The sequence below is a fragment of the Chitinophaga flava genome (assembly GCF_003308995.1).
GTDB classification, from domain to species: domain Bacteria; phylum Bacteroidota; class Bacteroidia; order Chitinophagales; family Chitinophagaceae; genus Chitinophaga; species Chitinophaga flava.
In genome coordinates this window covers 1,584,592-1,608,127 of the sequence record NZ_QFFJ01000001.1, presented here as the reverse complement: position 1 = coordinate 1,608,127, position 23,536 = coordinate 1,584,592, and the positions used below count along the sequence as shown (strand labels likewise).

Genomic DNA, 23,536 nt, shown 5'->3' with positions numbered 1-23,536 from the left:
AATAGGTATAAATACGCAGGATTATCCGACAGCCTTTTCATAGTTTTGGCAAAAATTATCCAAATGCAAACCATCCTTAGATTAGCAGCTGCCGCATTGCTGCTGGCCTTAAGCATCCCTGTCATGGCCCAGAAAATCAAACTCGTGGAAGGCGATTTGTCTGCGCTGAAAAATGAAAAACAACTGAATGTCGAGTACACTTACAACCAGCTGAAAGTAGGCAAGTTCGATAACGAAGACGACTACATCCGGAAAAAAACAGAAGAGTATAACCAGAAAGAAGCCGGTAAAGGTGACAACTGGGCCAAAGCCTGGAAAGACGACCGGAAAAACCGCTTCGAGCCCAAGTTTGAATTGCTTTTTAACGAAAACAGTGATATCAAAGCCGGACGTTTCCCTGAAGCAAAGTATACCCTTATCTTCCATACTACCTTTGTTGAACCAGGCTTCAATATAGGCATCATGCGTAAAAACGCTTATATAGATGCAGAGGTGCTGATCGTGGAAACAGCCAGCAAAAAGCCTGTGGCTAAAATGTCCTTAGACAACGCTCCGGGCCGTATCTTCGGTGGTTTTGACTTCGATACCGGCGTACGTATCCAGGAAGCTTATGCAGTGTCTGGTAAAAAACTGGCTAAGTCACTGAACCGATAACTGTGATGTATTTGATGCCGCTGATGCTCCTGATAAACGAAGATCAAAGCGAACAGTAGGCAATATAAAAGTAATGTCCCGATTGACAAACATCAATCGGGACATTGCTTTTATATTTATTCAGCTCAAATTATGTCTCCGCTAAAATCTCCGCTTATCAGGAGAATCAGCGGCATCACATGTATCACAGTTAGAAGATGATGGTCTTATTCCCATGTACAATAACCCTGTTTTCGATATGGGCCTTAATAGCTCTGGAAAGCACCTGGCGTTCTATATCCCGGCCAAGCATGACAAGATCATCCACGGAATGTTTATGACTAACGCGGGCCACGTCCTGTTCTATAATGGGGCCTTCATCCAGCTCGTTGGTCACGTAGTGGGCGGTAGCTCCGATTAGTTTTACACCACGCGTATAGGCGTTGAGGTAAGGCCGTGCACCCGCAAAAGCCGGGAGAAAGGAGTGGTGTATGTTGATGATACGTTGCGGATATAACCCTACAAAATGGGGCGACAGGATCTGCATATAGCGGGCCAGCACAGTAAAGTCTACCTGGTGTTCCTGCAGCAGGCGGATAGTGGCCTGTTCCTGGGCTGTTTTGTTTTCAGCGTTTACAGGCAGATAGTGAAACGGGATGTTGAGGGTGCTGCATTCCTTTTCCAGTCGGGTATGGTTGGAGATCACCAGTGGGATGTCAACGGCCAGTTCTCCGCTTCGCCAGCGCCATAGCAGTTCCATCAGGCAATGATCGTAGGAGGATACCATGATAGCCATCCGTTTACGCTGATCGCTGTAGTGGATATGCCATTCCATCGCCAGCGGGGTGGCCACCTGTTGCTGGAAAGAGTGCTCCAGTTGTGCCCTATCCGGCACTTCCAGCTGTATCTCCATCCGCATAAAAAACAATCCTTCTCGTGGATCTGTGCTGTGTTGGCTTGCATCGAGTATATTTGCACCGAGTTGGAAGAAAAACATAGATACGCCGGCCACAATACCTGGTCGGTCAGGACAGCAGATTAACAGACAGGCGATAGTAGGGTCAGAGGGCTTTTGCATAAGCCTAAAATAAAAAAATTAATATAAAGCGCTAAAGGATTTCTGTGAAAAAAATCGGGTTAATGTCGGATACGCACAGCTATCTGCATCCGCAAATATTTAAATATTTTGAAGAAGTAGATGAAATCTGGCATGCCGGCGATATTGGTAATGTAGAGCTGGCAGACCAGCTGGAGGCTTTTAAGCCTTTCAGGGCCGTTTATGGCAATATAGATGGGGCAGATATCCGTATCCGTTACCCTGAAACACTCCGCTTCAATGTGGAAGGTGTGGAGGTGCTAATGACCCATATCGGTGGTTATCCGGGAAAGTATGCCCCGGGTATCCGGGAAGAGCTGAAAAAAAATCCGCCCAAACTCTTTATCTGCGGACATTCCCATATCCTTAAAGTAATGCCCGACCCGGCACTGCAATTGTTGCATATGAACCCGGGCGCCTGTGGACAGCAAGGCTGGCATAAAGTAAAAACATTACTCCGGTTCCGCCTAGACCAGGGACGGATAGAACAACTGGAAGTCATCGAACTTCCCTGATAAACTTCTGCAGCAGGCAGCTGCAACTGCAAAGAAACACTATGGCCAAGCGCACTTTATTGATACTGCTGATCGTATGCGGCTGCATAGCCGGAGCCAAAGCTCAGGGAAAACTCCTGAAATGGCTGCATACCGACAACGATACAGCCTACATCGAAGAACATACGGAAGATCTCACGTTCCGCCTGTACGGCTCCCGCAAGTATACCCGTTACGATATCATGGACAAAAAACTGAAAAAAGACATCCTTTATCGTCCCAATACGCCGTCTAATATCGGAGTGGGTTTCAACTATCGCTTTATCGGTATCAACCTGGGTTTTAATTTTCCTTTTGTGAACCGCCGGAATGATAAATACGGTAATACCAGATTCATCGACCTGCAGTCGCATATCTATCTGCGCAAGCTGGTGGTGGATTTCTATGGTCAGAAATACAAGGGCTTTTATATTTCCAACCCGGAGAAAATTTTTGAAAAAGAATACTCTCTCCAGAACCCTTACCCACAACGGCCTGATATCAAAAACCTTGGCCTGGGAATGAACGTACAGTATATCTTCAATGATAAACGTTTTTCTTACCGGGCGCCGAATCTGCAGAATGAATACCAGAAAAAAAGCGCCGGTTCGTTTATCGTCGGGGGAGAGTTTTATCTGGCCAAGATACAGGGAGATTCTTCATTAATACCTATCAATCTTAACGATACGACTTTTCTGCGGAACGAACATTATTACAAAACACTGGTGGCCACGTTTGCGGCGAATGTAGGGTATGCCCACACATTTGTATTCAAAAAACATTTTTTCCTCTCACTATCAGTCACTACAGGACTGGGAGCTGCTAAAACAAGTCTGCATTACGAAAGTGGTGATGTGAGCCATAGCGTGGGACTGCTGTTCAGTAGCACAGTGCGTGCCTCACTGGGGTATAATTCCAGCCGTTATTTTGCAGGGATACATTATGTGGGAATGACTACCCGCAGCCGTCTGCCGGTACCAGATACCTATCAGGCTTTTGGTAATGGCAACCTTAGAGTGAGTCTGGTGCGGCGTTTTAGCTTAAAAAAACCGTTGTGGAGAAATAATACGCTTGCAAAAACTGCAGGATAAATACTTATTACGATACAAGATAGTTTAGGTGAATTCAAATAATAAATAATATCACATTTATGAAATGTGAAAAGGGGTAAGTCATAGTTGATTTTATCACGCTGACCTTAGCGGTATATCTTTGGGAAAAAAGCGTGGTGCTATTTTTTTTATCTTATGCAGATGAAAAAAATAATAACCTGTTACCCCCCTGTACTTGCAGCATGTATTTGTTTGTTTGCCTGCAGTAAACAAACCGATGCTCCTGAAGAAAAGCTTGATTCAGCAAAGCTGATTACAACCATCAGTTTAAAAGACATTGATCCTGCCCGTATTTCTGCTGAGATAAAAGGGGATACCTTTTTATTCAGCATACCGGGTAACCTTTCCCTCTCTGCAATAACACCTGTGATTACATTTAAGGGAACCAGTATTCAGCCGGCCAGTGGTATTAGTCAGGAGTTCGACAATCCGGTTAAATATATTGTGACTGCACAAAACGGCAGCAAGAAAGAATATGTTGTGAAAATTGTCAGAAGGAAAGTCCTTTATATTGGAGGGAGGAGCATAATGGCTTTGGATACCAAAGACGGAAAACTCTTGTGGCAAGGCACGGAGCGGGGGGATTACGGTTATTCCAATCCACTATTGCACAATAATGTTTTGTACGCCGGAAGTGCAGGCGCTAATACTAACTTATACGCACATAATTCCAATACCGGTTCCATTTTATGGAAGTTCACTCTGGGAGCTGGTGGTATCGAAGGTCCTCCGATGATTTATGGCAATACTTTGTATGTCGGCTGTAATGATAGCTATTTGTATGCGTTTGACCTCGGGACTACCTCCGAAAAATGGCGGTTTAAAACAGGTGCGAATGTGAGTACGCAGCCTGTCAATTATGGACGTACAGTCATTTTCGGTAGTAGTGATGGGTATGTTTATGCCGTAGATACTGCCACTGCAAGCGTTGTTTGGAGGTATCCGACAGGCGGGGTCATTGGTTCATCTTCTCCCCGGCTTTCAAATGGGGTGGTATTCGTTGGAGACAGAAATGGATATCTGCATGCAGTTGATGCATCCACAGGCAGCAATAAATGGAAATATTATACCGGTATTTCTATGGAGAAGGCAGAAGTAGCAGTAAGCAACGGAACGATTTATACAGCGGGTTGGTATTCCTTGCCCATACGAGGTGGTATCCCTGGAAGCCTTTACGCAATTGATGAAAATACCGGAAAATTAAACTGGGAATCACTGAAAAACCTGGGCTTCTCAGGGCGTTTGCGTTTAAATAATAACATTATCTATGTGTCTGCAGACGATGGTTATTTTTACGCTGTTAATGCTGCGAATGGAAATGTATTATGGCGGAAGTATATTCTGCCTAACGGAGCGGGCGCAGCGGTTGCGGATCACACGGTATATGTAGGAGGTGGAGGTACCCGTTATTTATATGCATTGGATGCAATAACCGGTGATGAAAAATGGAAATATCCCATTGAGGAGTTGCTCGTCTCTTATCCGGCCGTGGGCAGGAAAGCGGAAGACAAAGTGAAGATCTCTGTAGGGTTATAATAAATTATATCCAAACATTTGTTCGTGAGAACAAATGTTTGGATATCTCTTCTGATCAATCAGCTCTGCTCAGGCATTATCCACTTCGGTTTTTCCACCGGCTTGTATTGTTCCATCTGTGTCAGCAGATCATCTATTTTATCACTATAGAGCAGTATATCACGATTGGAGGCAGACAGGAAACCCTTGTCTGTCATGGTTTGCGACAGCTGATGCAACGCATCATAAAATCCGTTTACGTTGAGCATGCCAATAGGCTTCTGATGAAGTCCCAGTTGTCCCCAGGTAAGCATCTCAAACAATTCCTCCATGGTGCCGAAGCCGCCGGGAAGTGCAATAATCCCGTCAGCCAGCTCATTCATTCTGGTTTTGCGTTCGTGCATGGTATCTACCAGGATCAGTTCAGTAAGACCGGTATGGGCCAGCTCTTTCTGCTGCAGGAAATGAGGCAGCACACCGATAACGCTACCGCCTGCACGGAGAGCGCCATCGGCTACGGCGCCCATCAGTCCTACTTTGGCGCCGCCATATACCAGCCCTATATCACGTTTGGCGAGGGCTTCGCCCAGTTGTAACGCCTGTTCCATAAACACCGGATCATGGCCGGCGCTGGAACCACAAAAGACTACAATGTTTTTCATATAAGCTTGTTCCGTTATAATGAGTCCAGTTCTGTCTGTATGTTCTGCCGTGCCGCTGTTTCATATTGTTGCTGAAAGGCAGGGGTGCGGAAGATAACAGGCATCTCCAGAAAATGATGCAATACTTTTTTTCTACCCGGATGATATACCAGGTCGGGATAAATACTGTATTCCTGGCGTATCTGCCGGGTATATGCCAGATAGGCATCCGGTGCAGTGCCCAGTATCTGCAGGTCAAAGTCCAGGAAATAATCCAGGTCTGCGTTTGACTGGTTGTTGACATGCGTTTTGGTGGCCACAATAAACTCCTTTACAGCCGTTGTTTTTTCCGATGGATAGTGTATGCGTTGCAGATATTCCATCGCAGCATCAGCGCTTTTTTCTTCGTTATCTGATTTTAAAACATCATACACGATATCATGGAAAAAAATGGCAAAGAGGATGGTTTCAGGGTCCTGTAACTGTTGTGCATATTGCTGATGCAGTGTCAGCAGTTGAGCGATATGCTGCAGATTATGGTAATGCCGCGCGGTACCGGAGTAGGCGGCAGTGATATCATTAAAGGCCTGCTGAACAAGGAGCGGGTCAACATCGCGGTTCAGCTGTGCCCAGGTTTCACTAATAAAAGATGCAGACATCTGATAATTTTTTTCCGGAGGTAATTTAAAAAGAAAAACGGGCAGAATGATCTGCCCGTTTTCCACATATATGTTCAACCAGGGGCTGAATTATGCTTTTTTGGCTGCTTCTGCACGGATTACGTTCAGGGCGCCGCCGGCTTTAAACCACTCGATCTGTTGTTCGTTGTAAGTGTGGTTTACAGAGAACTCTTCAGAGCTGCCGTCTTTGTGGTGCAGTACCACAGCGAGCGGTTTGCCTGGAGCGAAGGTAGTCAGGCCGGTGATATCGATAGTATCATCTTCCTGGATCTTTTCGTAATCTTCTTTATTAGCGAAAGTCAGACCCAGCATACCTTGTTTTTTCAGGTTGGTTTCGTGGATACGGGCGAAAGATTTCACCAGGATAGCACGAACGCCGAGGTGGCGGGGTTCCATAGCAGCGTGTTCGCGGCTGGAGCCTTCACCGTAGTTTTCGTCACCTACTACTACAGCACCGAAACCGGCAGCTTTGTAAGCACGCATAGTGGCAGGAACAGCACCGTATTCGCTGGTCAGAGCATTTTTAACGGTGTCAGTTTTGTCGTTGAATGCGTTTACAGCGCCGATCAGCATGTTGTTGGAGATGTTGTCCAGGTGACCGCGGTATTTCAGCCATGGGCCGGCCATGGAGATGTGGTCAGTAGTACATTTACCTTTTGCTTTGATGAGGAGTTTCAGCCCTTTCAGGTCAGTACCTTCCCATGCAGCAAATGGTTCCAGCAGTTGCAGACGATCGGAAGTAGGGGATACGATTACCTGTACACCCTTACCATCTTCAGCAGGAGCCTGGTAACCCGCGTCTTCTACTGCGAAACCTTTGGTAGGCAGTTCAAAACCGGTAGGTTCGTCCAGCATTACTTCTTCGCCGTTTTTGTTTTTCAGCTTGTCGGTCAGCGGGTTGAAGGTGAGGTCACCTGCAATAGCCAGTGCTGTTACGATCTCAGGAGAAGCTACAAAAGCGTGGGTAGAAGCCAGACCATCATTTCTCTTCGCGAAGTTACGGTTGAAGGAAGTGATGATGGAGTTTTTACGGTTAGGATCGTCGATATGACGGGCCCATTGGCCGATGCAGGGTCCGCAGGCGTTTGCCAGCACTACACCACCTACTTTATCGAAAGTAGCCAGGAGACCGTCTCTTTCGATGGTATAACGTACCAGTTCAGAACCTGGTGTGATGGTGAATTCGGATTTCATATCCAGTTGTTTGTCGATGGCTTGTTTGGCCAGGGACGCAGAACGGGAGATATCTTCGTAGGAAGAGTTGGTGCAGGAACCGATCAGGGCAACTTCCAGTTTTTCAGGCCAGTTGTTTTCTTTGATCGCTTGTGCAAATTTGGAGATAGGCCATGCCAGATCCGGAGTGAACGGACCGTTTACATGAGGCTCCAGTTCGTCGAGGTTGATTTCGATCAGCTGATCGTAGTATTTAGCAGGGTCTGCATATACTTCAGCATCCGGACGCAGGTGTTCTTTTACTGTGTCAGCCAGGGCTGCAACTTCAGCTCTGCTGGTACCTTTCAGGTAGTCAGCCATTTTGCTGTCGTAAGCGAAAACGGAGCAGGTAGCACCGATTTCAGCACCCATGTTACAGATAGTACCTTTACCGGTAGCGCTCAGGCTGTCAGCACCTTCACCGAAGTATTCCACGATAGCACCAGTACCACCTTTTACAGTCAGGATACCAGCCACTTTCAGGATAACATCTTTGGCAGAAGTCCATCCGCTCATTTTACCAGTCAGTTTCACACCGATCAGTTTCGGCATTTTCAGCTCCCAGGGAAGGCCTGCCATCACGTCTACCGCGTCAGCACCACCTACACCGATAGCCACCATACCCAGACCACCAGCGTTAGGGGTGTGGGAGTCTGTACCGATCATCATACCACCCGGAAAAGCATAGTTTTCCAGCACTACCTGGTGAATGATACCAGCACCTGGTTTCCAGAAACCAATACCGTATTTGTCGGAAATGGAAGAAAGAAAATCGTAAACTTCTTTATTAGTGTCAATAGCAATCGCCAGATCTTCTGTGGCGCCCACTTTGGCTTGTATAAGGTGATCACAGTGTACTGTGGAAGGAACCGCAACTTTATCACGACCGCAGGTCATAAACTGAAGCAACGCCATCTGCGCGGTGGCATCCTGCATGGCTACACGGTCCGGCGCAAATTCAACGTAGGATTTGCCTCTTTCATAAGGCGTAGTAGTTGGTGCGTACAGGTGCGCGTATAAAATCTTTTCGGCAAGTGTGAGCGGGCGGCCTAACATATTACGGGTCGCTTCCACCTTACCCGGTAGTGCCGCATACACTTTTTTAATCATGTCAATATCAAACACCATGGGAAAAAAATAATTTAAGAGCGGTTAAAAATTGCACGCAAAATTAACTAAAAACAACAAGTTTTTAAATTAATTAGTAAAGATATAGATAGATTTTTACCCCGCTTCCAACAGGAGAAATACATCAGGCGGATTGGGCCACACCTTTAAAAGAATTGTTAAAAATTATTATATTAAATTTTGAGCCGCTGTAAGTATTGCCCGGCTCCTCCTGTCTGTAACCAGCCACCCTGTTAAAATACAGCAGCTAAAACCGTTGTCTGTCGTCCTTGTTTTTCCGCCCGGAATTTGATACATTTGGAATATGAACCGGATAAAAGACTTTTTGGAATGGAAGGCCTTCGGTGTATGTGCGGCTATCGGGGATAAACTCGGTGTTGCCACTTCCCGGATCCGCATCTTTTTCATTTATGCCACCTTCCTCGCGATGGGGTCCCCACTCATCGTTTATATGATCCTCGCTTTCTGGGTAAATATGAAAAACTATATCCAGAACGCAAGAAGAAATCCACTACGCTACTTATAACATCTGTACCAGCATAATACTGTAAAGCCCCTTTTCCTGTTTTTGCAGGGAGATGGGGGAGATATGCCTGCGCGATGACATAAGGAAGCGTATTCCCATCTTTGAAACGACTAAAAAACAAAGAGGAAATCTCCGGGATCAACCGGAAATTTCCTCTTTATCTATATTTTGCCCGGATGTTATTCCAGGTGGAAATTAGTCATTCCATGATAATGGTTCTGCAACTCATTCAGTGTAATGGGCGCATTCAGGTTCCTGGTTTCATCCCGGTAATGCAGCTGCATCAGCGGTTTGTTGCCTGGTTCAAACATACGCACAGAGAACGGGCCTCTGACGTACACCTTGCTTGTACCACCACCGGACTGTGAATTGTCCAGATGGAATTGCAGTTTCAGTAACGTGGCTTCGTCCAACGGGATGGAGTACAGGTTGTCCAGATCGTACCAGAACTCATTTGTGTTGTTATCAGTGGCAACAAGCACTTTTTTGTCCTCATGATCTACCTGCAGAATCTTCCCCGGTTTCTCTACACCTCCATAATTGGTAATCACCGAATCTCCGGTTTTTAAATGGTGTAAACTGATCATAGCGAGTTGTTTTTGGTGTTGTATGAATTTACATAAATCAATCCAAAACAACAAGGATACAGTTGACCGTTATTACAATTTAACCGCCACTTTTCTGAGTTCTACCAGTTTCTCCAGCAGCTCTTCGAGCAGGTCGAGACGCAGCATGTTGGCGCCATCAGATTTAGCATTGGCCGGGTCCGGGTGGGTTTCGATAAACAGACCATCCGCTCCGGTAGCAATAGCTGCTTTGGCAATAGTGCTGATCATCTGCGGGTTGCCGCCGGTAACACCGCTGGTCTGGTTAGGCTGCTGCAGCGAGTGCGTGCAGTCCATCACCACCGGATGACCGAAATGTTTCATCACCGGGATATTGCGGTAGTCTACCACCAGGTCCTGATAACCGAAGGTAGTACCCCTTTCGGTGAGCATAATATGTTCGTTGCCGGCGCCCTTAATTTTTTCAACAGCAAACTTCATGGATTCGCCGCTGAGGAACTGGCCCTTTTTTACGTTCACTACTTTACCTGTTTCTGCAGCTGCCAGCAGGATGTCTGTCTGACGGCACAGGAAGGCAGGTATCTGTAACACATCTACGTAAGCAGCTGCCATAGCGGCTTCGGCTGCAGAGTGAATGTCGGAGGTTACCGGCACATTAAAGGTTTTACCTATTTTATGCAACAGCTCCAGCCCTTCCACATCGCCAATGCCCGTAAAAGAGTGTACACTGGTACGGTTGGCCTTGCGGTAAGAGGCCTTAAAAACATAAGGTATAGCAAGCCGTTTGCAGATACCGGAAACCTTCTCTGCTACGGTCATCAGCAACTCTTCTTCTTCAATTACACAAGGGCCTGCAATCAGGAAGAAATTCTCCGGATTGTACTGTTCTTTGAACAATGATTTTAAATGCTTCATAATTTATAACTATTGGGTCACTAATCGAAATGCAAAGATAGTCTTTCCCTGTATTAACAGGGAGCCGTCAAGCCCCGTTCCTGTAATATGAAAAGTTAAAATTGTCATACTTTTGTAATCCGCCATTGGAAAGTTCTCTCATGGTTGTTTTTATTGTTATGGCATTGTCATGCGAATGATCAGGCAGTGCGGAAATACCGCCGAACCTGTTAATATTACGCTCTCAAATTATAGCTTACAATTTTCGTGTATGAAGAAAGATAAGATCCTGGTTATTGGTGCCTGCGGACAAATAGGCGTGGAGCTGACCCTGGCGTTAAGGAAAATGTATGGAGATGCCAACGTACTGGCATCAGATCTCCGGGAAGAACATGAGCTGCTGAAAGGAACAGGGCCTTATGTGTCGCTGGACGTGATGAACAAGGAAATGCTGCACGTACTCGTGATCCGGCACAATATCACCCAGATCTACCTGCTGGCAGCCATCCTGTCTGCTACCGGTGAAAAAAATCCGCTGCTGGCATGGCATATCAATATGCAAAGTCTGCTCAACGTACTCGATATCGCCAAAGAGGAAAATATTGATAAAGTATACTGGCCTAGCTCCATTGCGGTGTTCGGTCCTAACTCCCCGATGATGGAAACACCTCAGCACACTATCATCGAGCCTACCACCATTTACGGTATCAGCAAATTTGCCGGTGAACGCTGGTGCGAATACTACAACCACCGCTATGGTGTGGATGTAAGAAGCCTCCGCTACCCAGGCCTGATTAGCTACAAATCTGCTCCAGGCGGCGGTACTACCGACTACGCAGTGGAAATCTTCCACGAAGCCAAGGAGCGCCAGGAATACACCAGCTTCCTGTCTGAAGATACTTATCTGCCCATGATGTACATGCCCGACGCTATCCGCGCCACCATCGAACTCATGGAAGCCGATGCCTCCAAAATAACAGTTCGTTCTGCCTACAATCTCTCCGGCATGAGCTTCTCTCCTAAAGAGATCGCAGCAGAAATCAAAAAACATATACCTGACTTCACCATCAGCTATGAACCAGACTATCGTCAGCAAATCGCCGACGGCTGGCCCAACAGCATGGATGACAGCCGCGCACGCGCTGACTGGGGCTGGAAACACGAGTATGACCTGGCGAAGATGACCGCCGACATGCTCCAGAACATATAACTTGATGCATGTGAACTGTGATGCATGTGATTGTACTGATGCTCCTGATTCTTAGCAACAATAATAATGACGAATTTTGCTGACGCTTTGTTGAAGCCAGCATGTTTGATTTGAGTATTAATAAATAAAGGCCCGTTGATTTCTCAACGGGCCTTTGTTTTCTCTATATTTTGTTATTCTCCCTTAACATCATCTGTCAATCTCCGCTCATCAGGAGAATCAAAAGCATCATACTAAATCACCGTTCCGACAGCGACGGTAGTATTATTAAACTCATCTATCAGTATAAACGCGCCATTGGCAGGGTTTTCCTGATAAAGGTCTGCAAAGATGGGGGCCGCAGTTTTAAGCGTGATTTTTCCGATATCGTTTAATCCCATTTCTTTTTTATCGGTCACTTCCTGGTAGCTGGTAACATCGGTGACGAAGTGAAGCTGCTGTACTTTAGCTTTCACGCGGTTTATACCGTGTTGCAGCAGGTATGTTTTGCCTGCAGTGAGTTTTTGCTGGTCCATCCAGCAGATGTAGGCGGATATTTCTTTCCGTTGCTCGGCAACGTTGTCTGTTTTTACGAGCATATTGCCACGGCTGCTGTCAATTTCGTCTTCGAGCGTGATGACAACGCTTTCGCGTGCATGCGCGGTATTCAGTTGTTTTTCGAACTGCTCGATGGTTTTGATCTTGCTTTTCTGACCGGAGGGCAGGGAGATGATTTCATCGCCTACACTAAAATGACCGCTGGTCACTTTACCGGCAAAGCCACGGAAGTCGTGGTGGGCGGCTGTTTTTGGGCGGATCACACTCTGGATCGGGAAACGGGCCGGATGGCGGCTGTCCTGATGGTCGAAGGAAACCTGTTCCAGGTATTCCAGCAGGGCAGGGCCTTCGTACCAGTTGATAGCACCGGTATGGGAAGCCACATTTTCGCCATGCAGGGAAGAGATGGGAATAAACTTCACTTCCTGGTCTTTGAAGGCGGAGTTGTCGAGCAACTGCTGGAAGTCTTCTACAATCTGGTTGAAGCGGGCTTGACTGTAATCTACCAGGTCCATTTTATTGACACATACTACCAGGTAGGGGATGCGTAGCAGGCTGGCGATGAAGAAGTGACGGTGTGTCTGTTCTACAATGCCTTTGCGGGCATCTATGAGTATCAGGGATACCTGTGCGTTAGACGCGCCGGTCACCATGTTACGGGTGTATTCGATGTGGCCGGGGGTATCTGCGATGATATATTTACGGGTAGGGGTGGAGAAGTAGATATGCGCCACGTCGATGGTGATGCCTTGTTCTCTTTCAGCTACGAGGCCGTCTGTCAGCAGTGACAGATCGGTGAAGTCAAGTCCCTTGCGTTTGCTGGCCGCATGGAGTGCTTCCATTTTATCCTGGGGGATAGAGTTGGTGTCGTATAAAAGACGGCCGATCAATGTACTTTTACCATCATCCACACTACCGGAAGTGGCTATACGTAAAACCTCCATATTATTAAGCTTTATGCTGTAAAAAGTAAATGTTAAAAATAGCCTGCCTGCTTTCTCTTTTCCATGGCGGCTTCTGAGCGTTTGTCGTCGATACGGGCGCCGCGTTCGGAGATTTTAGCTTCCATGATTTCGGCGATGATATCTTCCAGCTTATCTGCTTCGGAGATAACGGCAGCGGTACAGGTCATGTCCCCTACGGTGCGGAAGCGTACTTTCTGGCGGTAAGGTACTTCGTCATCGGTGGTATTGAGATAAGGCGAATAAGGCCAGTAGAGTCCGTCGCGCTCGATGATCTCTCTTTCGTGGGCGAAGTAGATAGAAGGTATTTCCAGCTTTTCGCGGCGGATGTAGTTCCATACGTCCAGTTCGGTCCAGTTGGAGATAGGGAATACACGTACGTTTTCGCCGATATTGATTTTTCCGTTGAGCATATCAAACAGCTCGGGGCGTTGCATTTTGGCGTTCCACTGGCCAAATTCATCGCGTACGGAGAATATTCTTTCTTTGGCGCGGGCCTTTTCTTCATCACGGCGGGCGCCTCCGATGCAGGCATCGAATTTACCTTCTTCGATGGCATCGAGGAGGGTAACGGTTTGCAGTGCGTTACGGCTGGCGTATTTACCGGTTTCTTCCTGTACTTTGCCCTGGTCTATGCTGTCCTGCACATTGCGGACAATCAGATCGAGGCCCAGGCTGTTGACCAGCCAGTCGCGGAACTGGATTGTTTCCGGGAAGTTGTGGCCGGTGTCCACGTGTAAGAGGGCAAAAGGTACTTTCCCTGGATAAAATGCTTTCTGGGCCAGTCTCACCAGGGTAATAGAGTCCTTACCACCGGAAAAGAGCAGTACGGGTTTCTCGAACTGGGCGGCTGTTTCCCTTAATATGTATATGGCTTCATCTTCCAGCGCCTGTGGAAATTCCCAATTTATTTTGTTAGTCATGGATGACAATGATTTAAAATTGCAAAGGCTGTTTGTTTATCCGTGCAGGCCGCATTCCTTATGCGACGTTTCCCACCACCACCGGCCGGCGCGCGGATGTTCTCCCGGCTCGATGGCGCGTGTACAGGGTGCACAACCGATGCTGACGAAGCCTTTGTCGTGCAGTTTATTATAGGGGACGTTGTGTTTGGTGAGGTAATCCAGCACTTCATCATATCCCCAGTGGATAAGCGGATTGTACTTATAAAGGTGCCGTTGTGCATCCCATTCCAGCGTCTGCATATCGTGGCGGTTTTCGGACTGTTCGGCACGTAAACCGGTGATCCATACTTTCACACCTTCCAGCGCCCTGTTGAGGGGCACTACTTTACGGATGCCACAGCACTGTTTGCGGTTTTCCACCGATTCGTAAAAGCTGTTGGGGCCTTTTTCGGAAACCAGCTTTTCCACGGCTGCCGTGTCGGGGTAGTACACTTCAACCGGCTGTTTATAACGGGAAAGGGTAAGGTCCATCACGTCGTAGGTCTCCTGGAACAGGCGGCCTGTGTCCAGTGTGAATACCCTGACGGGTAAATGGTGACGCCAGATAATATCGGCGATGACCTGGTCTTCCTGGCCAAAGGAAGTGGAAAACGCCACAGCGCCCGGATACTGCTCCAGCAGATACTGTATGGCTTCTTCCACGGGCTTGTTGGCCAGTGCAGTGGTAATGTCTGTCATGTAATCTTCCTTAAAGATAAATGCCTTGTGCCAGCGCATCACTTTTCAGTGACGCCATGCACAAAAATACATAAAACCTATAAAAAAGATAGACTATTGTGTCAAAAAATTGTGGGTTTTGCGGGAAGGCGCTATAGGAGAGAGTTTCAGGAGAACCGGTACTGCGGGGATATTGCTCGTATCTATCCGGGTTTGGTTGGGAACAAGGCAGATACCCTGGGCTTCAAAAGCCTTACAGGGCATCTGCCTAGTTAAGCCTTCAGCATATCGGAGGATAATTTGTATAATGCCATGCTTATACGAAGTGTCCAATGGCCTCTCAGCCATTCATCGCGAAAGACTTACACTTAAAAATTCCTGGGTTGACAGGTGCTGTCCGAAATGATGCACGATTTCGTTTACAACATAATTTTGTTGCATACGATTGAAGGCTGAAGTCGCATCCTGCAACAAAATTGGGTTGTAGCCTTTATCATGGGCCTCTCGTAATGTGCTTTCAACACATACATGGGTTGCATATCCGGTTAAATAAATATCCTCAATTTTATTATTTCGCAGCCAGATATCCAGGTTGGAGCCGGCAAAGCCACTTGCGCCGGTACGCCCGGTAACCACAAATTCACCTTCTATAGGTCGAAAAGGTTCATAGAACCGGGAGCCAAATTCATTCAACTGGAATGTTCCGAATTCAGGTATTGCTTTGTTTAAGCCACTTTTGCCATGGGCTAATTCAGGATAACCTTCCTGAAACCGGAGTCCCACATGGGCTACGGGCATTTTTATTTGCCTTGCATGCTGCAATACCTGAATAATGTTACCCACCGACTCGTCAAACATATCTCTGTCTTCAATCAATCTTTGCAGTTTACCATTAGGGGCGAGCCATTCATTCTGGCATTCAATTAAAATCAGTGCTTTCATTTTATATTATTTTCAATTATTGTAAATAATTTACAATTGCAAAGTAAGGTGAAAAAATCTATATTTGTTACAATTATTGTAAATAATTTACAAAATGAGTAAATCAAATACGAATCCGGATCTGTCGTTTGACTTCGATTTTTTGGAAAAACTAGTTGTTGGCATTGGGGAGGTGTCACAAATAACAGGCATCCCTACACGACAAATTCGTTATTGGGAAGACAAAGCTATTATTTCAAGTCTGACAGAAGAGGAAGGAAAGAACAGGAGATATGATTATAAAAACATTAAAAAAATGTTGCTCATTAAAGAGTTGATGGATGATGGTTATACCCTTGATGCAGCGGCAGAAAAAGTAAAAAAACGAATGGAGCTGATTGAAGAGACATTGAAAAAGCTAACAAAGAAGGAGGATTAATGAATATCCTCAATGTTTCCGGTAGGGCATACGCAAAAAAAGCCGGCTGGATATACCAGCCGGCCTGATAGTTTTCACCGCAAGCGCCGTTTATACGTTGCGGGTAAGAATGTCTTTCAGTGTTTTTGTTTCCAACAGCTTCAGGGTGGCGTCCCTTACCTTGCTCATCACTTCGTGGAGGCCACATACAGCTTCATCACGACAGTTCTCACAGCGCTCATAGTAGTTGAGGCTCACGCAGGGCAGCAGGGCGATAGGCCCATCCAGCAAACGGATAATTTTGGCCAGCGCAATCTCTTTAGGAGGCTTCATCAGATAATATCCGCCGCCTTTTCCTTTTTTACTGCCCAGAATACCGGCATTCTTCAATTCCAACAGGATATTCTCCAGGAACTTGATGGATATGTTTTTCTCCTGTGCAATTTCGGAGATCAGGATAGGTCCTTTATCAATGTTTTCTGCCAGATGAATGAGTGCGTGAAATGCGTATTGTGTTTTCTTAGATAACATACTGACTTATTTGCATCCCTGGGATGACTCTATCGGTGTTGCAATGAACATATTTGACACAACAAATATAAGCTCTTCTTTTCAGTTTCAAATTTCAGCAGCCAGGGTGTCGTGGAACAGGAATTTTTATTAACTGATTTTCAATTAATTGTGTGATGTCTACAGATTCAGCACATCCCGCATGGTAAATACCCCTGTTTTGCCTTTCAGCCATTCTGCAGCTACCACAGCACCAGCGGCAAATCCTTCCCGGGAATGGGCGGTATGCGTAATGGTGATATCGTCGATAGGCGAAGTATAGGTGATGGTATGTGTACCAGGAGCAGGATCTATCCTTTTGGAGATGATGGACAGCGTATCAGCCTGATGGCTTTCTTCGTTTATCCATGCGGTTTTCCGGGTTACGGAAGACATCAGTTGTTCTGCCAGTGTAAGGGCAGTACCACTGGGTGCGTCTTTTTTCTGGGTATGGTGGATTTCTTCCATCCATACATCGTATTGAGGCTGGGATGCCATGAGGGCAGCCAGTTTTTTGTTCACTTCAAAGAAAATGTTTACGCCGATGCTGAAGTTGGTAGCATGTAAAAAGGCATGCTGGCCTTTTGCACACAGGGCTTCTATCTCAGGCAGTTTATCGAGCCAGCCGGTAGTGCCGCAAACAACGGGTACATTGGCTTCGAAACATTTCTGGATGTTATGAAAGGCTGTTTCAGGTGTCGTGAATTCAATGGCCACATCTGCCTGACTCAGGTGTTCCTTTTCCAGCAGGTGCTGGCTGTCGTGATCTACTCTGAGTATAACCTCATGACCTTTGGCGGTGGCAATGGCATCAATGGCTTTGCCCATTTTACCATATCCTATAAGTGCTATTTTCATGCCCCTTGGTTGTTATTTTTTGATAGATGGAGAGATGAACTACCGACCGGCAAGCCAGGTATTCTTTTTAGCCTTTTTACTGCCGCCGATTGAAATATTAACACTGATACCCAGTGCACGGTTGTTGATCAGTGCAGGGGATATCCGCATGCTCAGCTCGTCATTCATGTCCCAGTTGCGTAGGTGCGCAAACACGGTAGCATCAGCGATATTGAGGCCATAGGCCAGTACAAAGAACAGTACGGAATAGTCAATATTCTGACGGTAGTAGTCGCGGTAGGCCTTCAGGTATTGTTCAGACCTGGCGGCCAGGAATGGATCGGAAATATTGGTGTCAGGATTACCGTCTACCTTCAGCCGGTAGGCATCGCGGTAGAGATGGTATTTGTCCAGGTTAAATACAAAGAAGTAGGTACAGGTGCCAATAGCGGCATATACCAGCGGCATTTTCCAGTATTCACGGTTGTAAGCCTGCCCCAGACCCGGCAGGATAGCAGAATATAGCGCTGCCTTACGTGGACTATGCGGGGGACGCAGTTCCATATGCGAAGTACGCACGGTATCCTTCGACACAATGGTGACATCACCAGTAGTGTCAACATGAGGACGGGCCACTGTATCAGCGGCCCTGGCAGCAGGACGGGTAACGTTCTGCGCCCGTGCAGATGTGGCTACTACCAGCAGCGACATCAATATCAGGAAATTGCAACGAAATAAATGGAATGATTTTCCAGCCTTAATTGCCACCGTATATATCTATTTTTTCCAGAATGCTATCCAGTTCTTCGTCCGAATAGAATTCAATCATGATGCTTCCTTTGCCGTTCTTACCTCTGTCCAGTTTCACTTTTGTTGAGAAGTGGGAACTGAGATTATCCTGTATTTTCTGGTAGGCTGGCGGTAACTTAACTTTGACAGCTTTCTGCTGATTGCCTTTGTCAGCCTGGTTTAATCTGCGGGCCAGTTCTTCTGTTTGTCTTACAGACAGACCATTTTGCAGGATCTCGTTGTAGAGGAACAGCTGGTTTTCCACGTTCTCCACACCAGTCAGTACGCGGGCATGGCCCATGCTAAGTTGGCCGTTCCTTACCGCTACCTGGATATCAGGCGGCAGTTTGAGCAGACGTATATAGTTGGTGACGGTGCTTCGTTCCTTGCCCATACGGTCGGCTACCTGTTCCTGTGTGAGGGTACATTCTTCCATCAACCGTTTGTAGCTCAATCCAACCTCTATGGCGTTCAGGTTTTCCCGTTGCAGGTTCTCCAGCAGCGCCAGTTCCAGCAGCTCCTGGTCGTTAGCCTGACGTACATATGCCGGGATATCTTTCAGTTCCGCCATTTTACTGGCCCGTAAACGCCTTTCACCAGCGATCAGCTGATATTTTTTATTGTTGATTTTGGCAACGGTAATAGGCTGAATGATATCATGCAGTTTGATAGACTGGCTCAGTTCCTGCAGGGCAACCTCATCAAAGTCACGGCGCGGTTGCTTAGGGTTGGTCACAATCTGTTCCAGCGGAATACGTTCAATACCGGTAACTGCAGCTACTGCTTTATCGCCCAATGTGGTGGCAGTATGCTTAAGGTCAGTATCTATGTTCTGGAGCAGAGAGCGGATGCCTTTACCCAACGCCTCTTTCTTACTTGGATTGCTCATCTTAAGATTTTGTCTTTGGATTTAATTTTCGTGTAGTTATGTTTCTGCAGTATTTCCTTGGCCAGGTTCAGGTAATTGATAGCACCGGTACTGGCTGCATCATACATAATAACGGATTTACCGAAGCTGGGAGCCTCTCCCAGTTTGGTATTACGATGGATGATAGTGTTAAACACACTCTCCTCGAAGTGTTGTTTCACTTCGTCCACCACCTGGTTGCTGAGGCGCAAACGACCATCATACATGGTCATCAGAATACCTTCAATTTCCAGGTCTGTATTCAGTCTGCTCTGAACGATCTTGATGGTATTGAGCAGTTTGCCCAGACCTTCCAGTGCAAAAAATTCACATTGAACAGGAATGATCACCGCGTTGGAAGCCACCAGGGCATTCACAGTGATCAGTCCCAATGAAGGGGAACAGTCCACGATCACAAAATCGTAATCATCTTTTACAGACTCCACCACCTGTTTCATCACCCGCTCACGGTTAGGGTGATTGATCAGTTCCAGTTCTGCACCTACCAGATCGATATGGGAAGGCAGTACCTTGAGGTTAGGTGTATCAGATTCCAGTATCACATCTTTGGCCTGAACATCGTTTACCATACAGTCGTACAGGCTCTGCTGCACATTGCGCAGGTCAAAACCCAGTCCTGTGGTACTGTTAGCCTGGGGATCGGCATCTACCAGCAATGTTTTGTATTCCAGTACAGCCAGGCTGCTTGCCAGGTTGATTGCACTGGTTGTTTTTCCCACCCCACCTTTCTGATTAGCGATTGCGATTACTCTAGCCATTGTGTAATTTAAAATTCAAAGGTTCATTTATAGGATAAAGGATAAAATAGCAGGATCGCCTCTTCCTCAAACCTCTATAGTACTTCCGATTTCCGGAAGCAGCAGTTCTACACCGGCATCATCAAACATCCGGAGCACTGCTTTCGTGTCTATCTTGATATATCCGAAGGTATCGTAATGTATACCGATGATTTTTTCACACCCGATCATATCGGCGGCGGCAATGGCATCTTCCGGGCCCATGGTGAAATTATCACCTATCGGTAAAACAGCAAAATCCAGCTGGGCAATGTCCGGGATCAGTTCCATTTCCATGGTCAGCGCCGTATCACCACTATAATAAAAATTGCCTTCGTCTGTCATAAATACAAACCCCATCGGGTTGCCGGCATAGGAGCCATCCGCAAAACTGCTGGAGTGCTGGGCTGCCACACATTTCACCGTACCAAAATCAAAGTTCCATTTCCCGCCGGTATTCATCGGATGTATCTTGCTGATACCCTGCCTGCTTGCCCACATCACAATCTCAAAGTTGGACACCACCGTGGCACCGGTTCTTTTGGCCAGGTCTATCAGGTCGGCCGTATGGTCTTCATGACCATGGGAAACAAAAATGTAATCTGCCTGGATGGCATTTATATCTACCTTTTTCGCCAGTTCATTGTGCGTGATAAAAGGATCAAAAAGTATCCGCTTGCCCTTGATCTCCACTGCAAAGCAGGAATGACCGTAGTTGGTGTATCTCATGGTCTCAATTTTAGGTAAAAATTACGAATTACGGATGGGCAGATACGAATTTAGTGATTCGCCTCCGGCATCCGTAAACACAATTTTATTCGAAAATCAGTCCTTTGTTTGAATTAAAAGTAGCCTGAATCGGACAAAAATACAACGATTAGACAGAAAACCGGCGCTGTAGTATATTTATTTATTCACAAAGTGTCCTGATGACCATAGATATTTCCTATAAATATTAATATTTTATTAATGTATGATAGCGCTGTTCTGTTTTTTTAAGAATTAATTTAAAACCCTGCAATTTATCCGTTTGTTATACGTCTGCATGACGTCAGGAACCAGTTTTTAACTTTTCCTACCCGATTACTTGTGTTAAATTGCCGCTCATTTCTTTTTTATATTAATATTTTATAATGCGATCCGGACTGAATTCTATTATATTGGTTGTTTTTCTCCTCTTACTGGACATTTATGTGTTTCAGGCAGTAAGGGCCATGGTATATATGTCGCTGCCCAGGGTCCGCAATATCACCTATGCCGTCTATTGGTCTATTTCCGCGATATGCGTCACCATGGTGCTATTGTTACCTTATATCAACTGGCATAGCTGGCCTGCCCAGGTAAAGTCTTACCTGATGGCCATCTTCCTGGGATTGGTAGTGGCCAAACTACTGGCAGTCGTATTTTTACTGATTGATGATGTGCGCCGGGGGATTGTATGGCTGATCCGCCGCTTTACCAATGAAAAAGATATCGTGCCCACAGAAGGTGTTGTCAGCGGACTTACCCGCTCTCAGTTCCTGAGCAGGCTTGGACTGATCACCGGCGGTGCCTTCTTTGCCACGCTGGTCTACGGCTTTTCCAACAAGTACAATTATCGCGTCCATAAACTGAAACTGGCATTCAGAGACCTCCCGTCTTCTTTCAGAGGGCTCCGTATCGTTCAGATCTCCGACATCCACTCCGGCAGCTTCGCCGACCGCGAAGCAGTGGTCAAAGGCGTGAATATGATCAACGCCCAAAAAGCGGACCTGGTGCTCTTTACCGGCGACCTGGTCAATGATCGCGCAGATGAAATGGCCCCCTGGATGGATGTGTTTAACCAGATAAAAGCCCCTATGGGCGTGTATTCCACTTTAGGTAACCACGACTATGGCGATTATTACCCCTGGCCCGATAAAACAGCTTCTGGTCATAGCGATATGCAAAAACAAAACCTGGAAAGATTGAAGGCGCTACATGGGGAACTGGGCTGGAAACTGATGATGAATGAAAGTGTGGTTCTGGAAAAAGGTGGCGACCAGATTGCGCTGCTGGGCGTGGAAAACTGGAGCGCCATTAAGCGTTTCCCCCGCCACGGCGATCTCCGCAGGGCCTACCAGGGCGTAAGCCATATTCCGTTTAAAATACTACTCTCGCATGATCCTACCCACTGGGATGCACAGATCAGACCCGAATACCCTGATATCGCACTCACCCTTGCAGGACATACACATGGTATGCAGTTTGGTGTAGAGATACCTGGTCTCAAGTGGAGCCCAGCACAATACTTCTATAAGGAATGGGCCGGACTGTACAAGGCCGGTGAACAACGACTGTACGTAAACAGGGGCTTCGGTTTCCTGGGTTACCCAGGCAGGGTAGGCGTACTCCCGGAAATTACCGTGATAGATCTGATATAACCTTAAGCGCAAAACAGCATTGGGATTGACAAAATTATCAGGAGGCAAAGTGATCAAATCCCAAAATATGCTATATTGTGGGCAGTATCTCTATATAATGCGCGTATTCCTGACAAGTCTGCTACTGTTTTGCAGTGTTTTCGCCAATGGCCAATCTTTAGCGGAAGTGGAAAGGCAGTTGGATTCGCTGCTGAATGCCCAGCGGAAAAGTGAAATGGTGGTAGCGTTCAGTTACGGAAATAATCCCGCCTACGGCAACAAAGTCGCCAACTACGAACAGCCTCTTGTCATGAAGCCCTTTCTTTCTCCTTCCCTGACATGGTATCATAAAAGTGGTTTTTTTGCCGGCGCCAACGCTTACTACTTATTCAATACGGAGAAAAATCATTGGTTTGAATGGGACCTGACTGCCGGATACGACTATACGAAAAATAAAAACTTCCAGACCGGCATTTCGTATACACGTTACATTTTTGCGGATTCCACTGATGTTCCTACTACACCGATCAAGAATGAACTGTATGCCTATTTTTATTACCGTAAGTGGTGGCTGCAGCCTGGTATTAGCCTTGATTACGGGTGGGGCAACCATTCCAGCAGCGGGCTGCATAGCAAGGAAACTCTGCAGGGCAGTGACTTTAACGTAATCGCTACCGTAAGACATTCATTTATTTTCGATGGATTGTTGAGCTCCCGCGATGCCTTGTTGCTGTTGCCTTCCTTGTCATTGACCCTGGGCACGGCCAACTACTACAGCCAGTTGATCGCTTTCCGTTATGTGACCCGCTCTAAAAAAATGAAATTTGATAAAGTACATCCGGGTAAAGTGCTGAGTTTTGAAGATCATACCGGTTTTGAACCCCGCGCAATAGACTGTACGATCAATGCGTCCTATCTCGTAAATAAATTTACCATCTCTCCCGCCTTCACTATTTTTAAGCCACTTACTGGCGCAGACCAGCATTTGATGAGTTATTTCACTGCAAGACTGGCCTATAGTTTTTAGTATTGTTAACAAATAGCACGGAATTTGTATTTGAGGAATCTCC

The 23,536-nt window shown here is 46.5% G+C and carries 25 protein-coding genes; 9 read left to right on the top strand and 16 right to left on the bottom strand.

The genetic code is table 11. From position 1 onward, the window contains the following. Positions 1-63 precede the first annotated feature (63 nt). Positions 64-654 (top strand): hypothetical protein, encoded by a 591-nt coding sequence (locus tag DF182_RS06375; protein WP_113614824.1) that lies wholly within the window; start codon positions 64-66, stop codon positions 652-654. A gap of 190 nt (positions 655-844) precedes the next feature. Here the strand turns inward: DF182_RS06375 and purU are convergent, their stop codons facing one another. Then, positions 845-1,711 (bottom strand): formyltetrahydrofolate deformylase, encoded by an 867-nt coding sequence (gene purU, locus DF182_RS06370; protein WP_113614823.1) that lies wholly within the window; start codon positions 1,709-1,711, stop codon positions 845-847. Positions 1,712-1,773: 62 nt separating this feature from the next. Between purU and DF182_RS06365 the strand changes: the two genes are divergently transcribed. The 3 genes from DF182_RS06365 to DF182_RS06355 all read left to right on the top strand — a co-directional run bounded on the left by DF182_RS06365 (position 1,774) and on the right by DF182_RS06355 (position 4,910). Then, entirely contained in the window at positions 1,774-2,244 is a 471-nt protein-coding gene (locus tag DF182_RS06365; protein ID WP_262511073.1) for a metallophosphoesterase family protein, read from the top strand. A gap of 41 nt (positions 2,245-2,285) precedes the next feature. After that, positions 2,286-3,353 carry a DUF4421 domain-containing protein gene (locus DF182_RS06360; RefSeq protein ID WP_113614821.1) on the top strand — a complete coding sequence of 356 codons (1,068 nt, stop codon included), beginning with the start codon at positions 2,286-2,288 and terminating at the stop codon, positions 3,351-3,353. Positions 3,354-3,515: 162 nt separating this feature from the next. Then, positions 3,516-4,910 carry an outer membrane protein assembly factor BamB family protein gene (locus tag DF182_RS06355; protein ID WP_161964074.1) on the top strand — a complete coding sequence of 465 codons (1,395 nt, stop codon included), beginning with the start codon at positions 3,516-3,518 and terminating at the stop codon, positions 4,908-4,910. Between the two features lie 59 nt (positions 4,911-4,969). On the opposite strand, the gene DF182_RS06350 is transcribed toward DF182_RS06355, so the two are convergent. The 3 genes from DF182_RS06350 to DF182_RS06340 all read right to left on the bottom strand — a co-directional run bounded on the left by DF182_RS06350 (position 4,970) and on the right by DF182_RS06340 (position 8,550). After that, positions 4,970-5,551: an LOG family protein gene (locus tag DF182_RS06350; RefSeq protein ID WP_113614819.1), complete on the bottom strand. Its 582-nt coding sequence runs from the start codon at positions 5,549-5,551 to the stop codon at positions 4,970-4,972. Between the two features lie 14 nt (positions 5,552-5,565). After that, complete coding sequence (locus DF182_RS06345; protein ID WP_147243361.1) at positions 5,566-6,189, bottom strand: HD domain-containing protein; 624 nt, start codon at positions 6,187-6,189, stop codon at positions 5,566-5,568. Positions 6,190-6,279: 90 nt separating this feature from the next. Continuing rightward, a complete protein-coding gene (locus DF182_RS06340; RefSeq protein ID WP_113614817.1) occupies positions 6,280-8,550 on the bottom strand; it encodes an aconitate hydratase in 2,271 nt (756 codons plus the stop codon). Positions 8,551-8,854: 304 nt separating this feature from the next. Here DF182_RS06340 and DF182_RS06335 point away from each other — a divergent pair, with 304 nt between their 5' ends. Continuing rightward, positions 8,855-9,076 (top strand): PspC domain-containing protein, encoded by a 222-nt coding sequence (locus DF182_RS06335; RefSeq protein ID WP_113614816.1) that lies wholly within the window; start codon positions 8,855-8,857, stop codon positions 9,074-9,076. 179 nt (positions 9,077-9,255) lie between these two features. Here DF182_RS06335 and DF182_RS06330 read toward each other — a convergent pair whose 3' ends face one another. Both DF182_RS06330 and kdsA read right to left on the bottom strand, forming a co-directional pair. Further along, positions 9,256-9,663: a hypothetical protein gene (locus DF182_RS06330; RefSeq protein ID WP_113614815.1), complete on the bottom strand. Its 408-nt coding sequence runs from the start codon at positions 9,661-9,663 to the stop codon at positions 9,256-9,258. Between the two features lie 72 nt (positions 9,664-9,735). Next, the gene (gene kdsA / locus DF182_RS06325) at positions 9,736-10,557 is read right to left on the bottom strand and encodes a 3-deoxy-8-phosphooctulonate synthase (RefSeq protein ID WP_113614814.1); all 822 of its coding nucleotides are present in this window, start codon (positions 10,555-10,557) and stop codon (positions 9,736-9,738) included. Positions 10,558-10,807: 250 nt separating this feature from the next. On the opposite strand from kdsA, the gene DF182_RS06320 reads away from it, so the two are divergent. After that, positions 10,808-11,746, top strand: a complete 939-nt coding sequence (locus DF182_RS06320; RefSeq protein ID WP_113614813.1) for an NAD-dependent epimerase/dehydratase family protein — start codon at positions 10,808-10,810, stop codon at positions 11,744-11,746. Between the two features lie 233 nt (positions 11,747-11,979). On the opposite strand, the gene DF182_RS06315 is transcribed toward DF182_RS06320, so the two are convergent. From DF182_RS06315 to DF182_RS06295, 4 genes are all read right to left on the bottom strand, one after another. Continuing rightward, positions 11,980-13,227, bottom strand: a complete 1,248-nt coding sequence (locus DF182_RS06315) for a sulfate adenylyltransferase subunit 1 (protein ID WP_211327063.1) — start codon at positions 13,225-13,227, stop codon at positions 11,980-11,982. Positions 13,228-13,259: 32 nt separating this feature from the next. Further along, complete coding sequence (cysD, locus tag DF182_RS06310) at positions 13,260-14,168, bottom strand: sulfate adenylyltransferase subunit CysD (RefSeq protein ID WP_113614811.1); 909 nt, start codon at positions 14,166-14,168, stop codon at positions 13,260-13,262. 36 nt (positions 14,169-14,204) lie between these two features. Further along, positions 14,205-14,888 carry a phosphoadenylyl-sulfate reductase gene (locus tag DF182_RS06305; protein WP_113616789.1) on the bottom strand — a complete coding sequence of 228 codons (684 nt, stop codon included), beginning with the start codon at positions 14,886-14,888 and terminating at the stop codon, positions 14,205-14,207. 327 nt (positions 14,889-15,215) lie between these two features. Further along, entirely contained in the window at positions 15,216-15,809 is a 594-nt protein-coding gene (locus tag DF182_RS06295) for an isochorismatase family cysteine hydrolase (RefSeq protein WP_113614809.1), read from the bottom strand. Between the two features lie 94 nt (positions 15,810-15,903). On the opposite strand from DF182_RS06295, the gene DF182_RS06290 reads away from it, so the two are divergent. Next, positions 15,904-16,227 (top strand): MerR family transcriptional regulator, encoded by a 324-nt coding sequence (locus DF182_RS06290; RefSeq protein WP_113614808.1) that lies wholly within the window; start codon positions 15,904-15,906, stop codon positions 16,225-16,227. A gap of 90 nt (positions 16,228-16,317) precedes the next feature. Here the strand turns inward: DF182_RS06290 and DF182_RS06285 are convergent, their stop codons facing one another. From DF182_RS06285 to DF182_RS06260, 6 genes are all read right to left on the bottom strand, one after another. Then, complete coding sequence (locus DF182_RS06285; RefSeq protein WP_113614807.1) at positions 16,318-16,737, bottom strand: RrF2 family transcriptional regulator; 420 nt, start codon at positions 16,735-16,737, stop codon at positions 16,318-16,320. Between the two features lie 159 nt (positions 16,738-16,896). After that, complete coding sequence (gene dapB, locus DF182_RS06280) at positions 16,897-17,613, bottom strand: 4-hydroxy-tetrahydrodipicolinate reductase (protein ID WP_113614806.1); 717 nt, start codon at positions 17,611-17,613, stop codon at positions 16,897-16,899. Between the two features lie 39 nt (positions 17,614-17,652). Next, a complete protein-coding gene (locus DF182_RS06275; RefSeq protein WP_147243360.1) occupies positions 17,653-18,360 on the bottom strand; it encodes a DUF5683 domain-containing protein in 708 nt (235 codons plus the stop codon). Further along, on the bottom strand, positions 18,350-19,270 hold the full coding sequence (locus DF182_RS06270) for a ParB/RepB/Spo0J family partition protein (RefSeq protein WP_113614804.1): 921 nt from the start codon (positions 19,268-19,270) through the stop codon (positions 18,350-18,352). Before DF182_RS06270 ends, DF182_RS06275 begins: the two co-directional genes overlap by 11 nt. Next, entirely contained in the window at positions 19,267-20,067 is an 801-nt protein-coding gene (locus DF182_RS06265; RefSeq protein WP_113614803.1) for a ParA family protein, read from the bottom strand. Before DF182_RS06265 ends, DF182_RS06270 begins: the two co-directional genes overlap by 4 nt. Positions 20,068-20,133: 66 nt before the next feature. Next, entirely contained in the window at positions 20,134-20,814 is a 681-nt protein-coding gene (locus DF182_RS06260) for a metal-dependent hydrolase (RefSeq protein WP_113614802.1), read from the bottom strand. A 404-nt stretch (positions 20,815-21,218) separates the two neighbouring features. Between DF182_RS06260 and DF182_RS06255 the strand changes: the two genes are divergently transcribed. Next, positions 21,219-22,487, top strand: coding sequence for a metallophosphoesterase (locus DF182_RS06255; RefSeq protein WP_113614801.1), 1,269 nt, complete (start codon positions 21,219-21,221; stop codon positions 22,485-22,487). Positions 22,488-22,554: 67 nt separating this feature from the next. Continuing rightward, entirely contained in the window at positions 22,555-23,493 is a 939-nt protein-coding gene (locus DF182_RS06250; RefSeq protein ID WP_147243359.1) for a hypothetical protein, read from the top strand. Positions 23,494-23,536 lie beyond the last annotated feature (43 nt).